Consider the following 5025-nt stretch of genomic DNA (forward strand, 5'->3'; position numbering starts at 1 on the left):
TGACAAACACTCGTTCCCCCGGTGACCCAGGTACCTTTCAGTCCCCTTGTCGTCGGGTCAGTGGTTGTAACGATATTCAACAATCTCCCATTCCCATACTACGTTACCCTTTCAGTCCCCTTGTCGTCGGGTCAGTGGTTGTAACGTTCGCTCCCCGCAGCGGGAACAAGTATAGATTCTATCTTTCAGTCCCCTTGTCGTCGGGTCAGTGGTTGTAACCGACCGCGGGCGAAACCTCGCATCCCTTGATAATCCTGGTCTTTTACCATATCAGGTGATCCCGGCCAGCACCGAAATTTTCGAAAATCCTCTTTTTGCATTCTACCCCCCTGCATTTGCGAAAAAATAACTGGTTCAGATTTTTTAAGCATCAGCGGTTCGTTGTTCCTTGGATGGATCAATTATATCACTAAAAGCGAAATGCATGCGAGACATTTACCACCCTACTGGCATAACTACATGAGAGGCCGATATGTATGAATTTCTCCCCGCTAAGAGTGAACCAAGTTGACGTCAAACTTTTGCTTTAGAAATATTTTTAAATTAGTCCCCCACCACAAGCCCCACCGCTTCAGCGGCTTCCCGGGGTTTGAGGGGACGGGGGTAGTTGTAGGGGGTTTTCCCGGGCCGCTCGTTGTAGTAGGGCCGGTTGCAGTCCGGGCAGCCCGTGGTGCGGAAAGCCTCACCGTCCGCCAGGTGAAAGGCAAGCTCCTCCCGGGAGATGCCCCAGTCCACGAGCCTCCCGTCCTTAAATTTCATCCCGTCCGGATTCACCAGGCCCCGCTTGAAGAGGTAGTGGGCCGCCTGGACCCGCCGGTAGGTCCTCAGGTCGGGAGGCCGGTGGTGCTCCAGCCTGGTACCGGGCAGCGGGGTAAAGGCAAAGAGGGCGACACCTATCCCCCGGGCTTCAATCTCTCCAATTAGCCGTATGGCCTCTTCCTCACTCTCGCCCAGGCCGATGATTAAGTGGGTCCCCACCCGGCCCGGGAACCGTGCCGCCGCTTCCTGCAGCAAGCGGAGGTGCCGCTCCCAGCTGCCGCCCTTGACATCCCGGTAGAGCTGAGGGGTAGCCGCATCCAGGGGCAGGCCTACCACATCCACCCCTGCGTCCAGCAGTTCCTGCACCTGCTCCACCGCGCGCAGGCCAATGGAAACGCACAGGGGGATGTCCACCTCCCTGCGCACTTCGGCAATGGCCTGCCGGACCCGCTGGAGGTAATCCCCCTGGTGAACCACCTGAAAGCAGGCCCGGCGTACCCGCCCGGCGCGGTAGGCGTCCCCCAGGCGGGGCAGGACCTCCCCGGCGGGAAAGGGGGGCCACACCACCCGGGAAAGGCGGTGGGCACGCCCCCGGCTGGAGCGGGCCTGGGCACAGAAGGCGCAGTCCCGGGCGCAATGTTCCCCGGTCATAAAATAGGCGGTGGTGGGCGCCACGTCCGGCCGTACAGGGAGAAGGCCCAGCACCGCCGCCGTTCCTTCGGAAACATACCAGTACAAACTTCATCACCCCAAAACAAGGAGGAGCCGGCCGGCCCCGTAAATCATAAAACGCAGCATTCCCAGCGCCAGCCCACCTCAAGGCCCAGCTCCCGGGCCAGTTCCAGGGCCGGCGGGGCGGGCAGCACCAGCCGGTTCACCCCCGCCTTCACCGCCAGGGCATCCAGCCGGGCCCGGTAACTCCCCGCCGGGCGCATGCATCCCAGGTAGATGGGCATCCGGGGGAGCATGATCCGGGCGGTAGCCAGAAGGCGCGCCACCTCTTCCAGGGTGGGGGGCTGACATCCCCCGTAGGCAGTGCCGGGTACCGGGAAAAATACAATCACCACCAGGGCCTCCGCCCCCAGTTCAACCAGCGCTTCCAGCACCCGGTACTCCCCGGAGAGCCGGCCGCCCCTTAGCCCCACCACCAGGTGGGGGAAAACCCGGTTATAACGCCTGAGGTGACGGTAGACCCGCAGGTAATCCTGTGGGCCGTAGGGGAGCCCCAGAACCTCTGCAATGGTATCCCCATCCAGGATAAAATCGAAGGAAACCGCGCTGGCCACCTGACCGATGCACCGGGCCGCTTCCCCGTCCACCAGACCCGGGTGCAGGTTCAGTTTAAAGCGGGCCGCCAGTTCCCGCAGCTGGCCCAGGTGGCTGGTCACAGGCACCACCCCTTCAGGGTCGCAGCCACCCGAAATGAGCAAGCTGCTCCAGGGGAGCTCTTCGCCTTTTTGCCAGCGCTCCATGAGCCGGGTCAGCGGCAGCATCCCCCGTAAAAAGTGGCCCCCGCAGTGGGCGCAATTCAGAGCACAGGCGGTGCCGGTAACACTCACCGCCCGGGTGGCTGTGGGCCGCACGAACTCCACCCGGTGGTCGAAGTTCCGGCAGCGCACCTGCCAGGCCTCTTCGAGCAAACGCTCCAGAGGAAGTCTGCCGCCCCCGGCCACAAACATCACCCCCGGCTTTCCTTCCAATCTCTCTTGCTATTGTTGCAAATTTTGAGGCGTTCAGCAACCGTTCAAATCCCGGTACCTGTTCAATCCCGGCACGGCTGAACACCCGGACAAACGCAGGTCAAGCGTGAATGCTGAGCCCGTGGATACCTTCCGCCGCTTCAAGGACAGCCTCCGCCAGGGTGGGGTGGGCGTGTATGACCTGTGCCAGCCGCGCGGCCGTCATATCCGCCTCCAGAGCCAGAGCTGCTTCGGCCACCAGGTCGGAAGCATGGGGGCCCACTATGTGCACGCCCAGAAGGCGGTCGGTTTGGGCGTCGGCCACCATCTTCACGAAACCCTCCGTTTCCCCCATGGCCTGTGCCTTCCCGCAGGCCATCATGGGGAATTTGGCCGTTTTGACAGCGTATCCCCGGGCCCTGGCCTCGTCGGCGGTCAGGCCCACCACCCCCACTTCGGGGCTGGTGAAGATACAGGACGGTACCACCCGGTAGTCCATAATCCTGGAACTGCCCATAATGTTGTGCACGGCCACCAGCCCCTGAGCGGAAGCCATGTGGGCCAGCTGGATCTTACCTGTAATGTCTCCCACGGCGTAGATACCCGGAACCGAGGTTTCCATGCGCTCATTCACCAGCACCTCGCCCCGTTCCCCCAGGGCTACACCCACTTCCGCCAGCCCCAGTCCGCCGGTATTCAGGACACGACCGACGGAGATGAGGACCAGGTCGGCGGCAATTTCCTCACCGCTTTCCAGCCCGGCCACCACTTCACCGGCATCCTTCCGGACAGTCTTGATGCCGGCCCCCGTCTTGACGGTGATCCCCCGGCGTTTGAAAACGCCCTGTATGTACCGGGAAACTTCCTTATCCACATTTGGCAGGATGGTGGGCATCATCTCCACCACGGTAACTTTACTCCCGAGCGCGGCAAATATGGAAGCAAACTCGCATCCCACCACACCTCCGCCGATAATGAGCAACCTGCCCGGAACCGACGTGAGGTCTAATGCCTCGTCGGAGGTGATCACCTGCCGGCCGTCATACCCCAGGCTCTTGATGAGCGCCGGGCTGGAACCCGTGGCCAGGACAATATTCTCCGCCTCCAATTCCCGCTCAGTGCCATCGGGCAGGCTTACTTTAACCGTGCGCGGCGATGTCAGCACGGCCGTCCCGCGTACCAGCTCCACCTTGTTCTTCTGCAGCAAAAACTGGATACCGGAAGCAAGCCGCTTAACAACCTGCCGCTTGCGCTCTATCAGGGCGGCCATGTCCACCTCCACCGTCCCGGTGGAGATGCCGAACTCGCCGGCCCTCTTTATGCTGTCCAGGATCCCGGCAGCAGCAGCCAGCACCTTGGTGGGAATACAGCCCCGGTTCAGGCAGGTCCCCCCCAGTTCCTCCTTTTCCACCAGCGCCACCCGGGCACCCAGCTGGGCCGCCCGGATGGCCGCCACATAACCTCCGGGACCTCCACCGACTACGACAATTTTGTAACGCATACAGACCACCTCGTTTTGCATGATTTCTGCAAAAAGGTCGGGGGAAACGCCGGACGACAGCCCGCAAGAAGGGCCGCCGGCTTACTGCACCGGGCGGCCCCGTAATTTATTTCACCACGATGTTCACCAGTTTCCCCGGCACGGGGATGACCTTCACTATCTGCTTGCCCTCCAACAGTTTCTGCACCCGGGGCTGGGCCAGCACCACTTCCTGCATTTCAGCCGGGCTGATACCAGCGGGAACCAGGACCCTCTCACGTACCCGGCCGTTCACCTGCACCACAATGGTGATCTCGTCTTCCACAATAGCCTCTGGATCGTAGGCGGGCCAGGGCTGTTTGTGGATGCTCTCCCTGTGGCCGGTGGCTTCCCAAAGCTCTTCGGTAATATGGGGGGCAAAGGGGGCCAGCAGGATCAGCAGGTGTTCGATCCCCTCCCGCAAAACTGCCGGGTCACGGTCGGTTTCCGGCACCTCTTTGTACTGGTACAGGGCGTTCACCAGCTCCATGATGGCGCTGACGGCAGTGTTGAAGTTAAACCGGTTGCCGATATCTTCGGTGACCTTTTTAATGGTCAGGTGTGTGAGCCTGTGCATGTGGCGGTTAACTCCCACCAGTTTACCCGCCGGTCTTGGAGGTGCCTCCAGCAACCCATCGGCCACGGAAGTGACCAGGCGCCAGACCCGGTTGAGGAACCGGTAGCAGCCTTCCACCCCCTGGTCACTCCATTCCAGGTCCCGCTCGGGAGGCGCGGCGAAGAGGATGAAAAGACGGGCGGTATCGGCCCCGTACCTGGCCACAATCTCCTCCGGACTCACCACATTCCCCTTAGACTTGGACATCTTGGCACCGTCTTTCAGCACCATGCCCTGGGTTAACAGGTTGGTGAAAGGTTCCTGAATGCCCACCAGTCCCAGGTCATAGAGCACCTTGGTGAAGAAACGGGAATACAGGAGATGTAAAATGGCGTGTTCCACACCGCCGATGTACTGGTCTACAGGCAACCAGTAGTCCACCCTGGCCCGGTCACAGGGCTGCCTGTCGTCCCGGGGACTGGTGTAGCGGTAGTAGTACCAGGAGGAACACA

General features: G+C 61.4%; 4 protein-coding genes. All 4 read right to left on the reverse strand.

Annotation, left to right across the window (positions count from 1 at the left end; translation table 11 throughout):
- Nucleotides 1-543: 543 nt before the first annotated feature.
- A complete protein-coding gene (locus ACPLUI_RS10735) occupies nucleotides 544-1497 on the reverse strand; it encodes a radical SAM protein (RefSeq protein WP_424660258.1) in 954 nt (317 codons plus the stop codon).
- A gap of 44 nt (nucleotides 1498-1541) precedes the next feature.
- Nucleotides 1542-2459, reverse strand: coding sequence for a radical SAM protein (locus ACPLUI_RS10740; RefSeq protein WP_424660259.1), 918 nt, complete (start codon nucleotides 2457-2459; stop codon nucleotides 1542-1544).
- 100 nt (nucleotides 2460-2559) lie between these two features.
- Nucleotides 2560-3939 carry a dihydrolipoyl dehydrogenase gene (gene lpdA, locus ACPLUI_RS10745; RefSeq protein WP_424660260.1) on the reverse strand — a complete coding sequence of 460 codons (1380 nt, stop codon included), beginning with the start codon at nucleotides 3937-3939 and terminating at the stop codon, nucleotides 2560-2562.
- A 106-nt stretch (nucleotides 3940-4045) separates the two neighbouring features.
- Nucleotides 4046-5025: class I tRNA ligase family protein (locus tag ACPLUI_RS10750; protein ID WP_424660261.1), on the reverse strand; the 980-nt coding region annotated here is incomplete at its 5' end.

It is taken from the genome of Desulfofundulus sp., assembly GCF_049701015.1.
GTDB lineage: Bacteria > Bacillota > Desulfotomaculia > Desulfotomaculales > Desulfovirgulaceae > Desulfofundulus.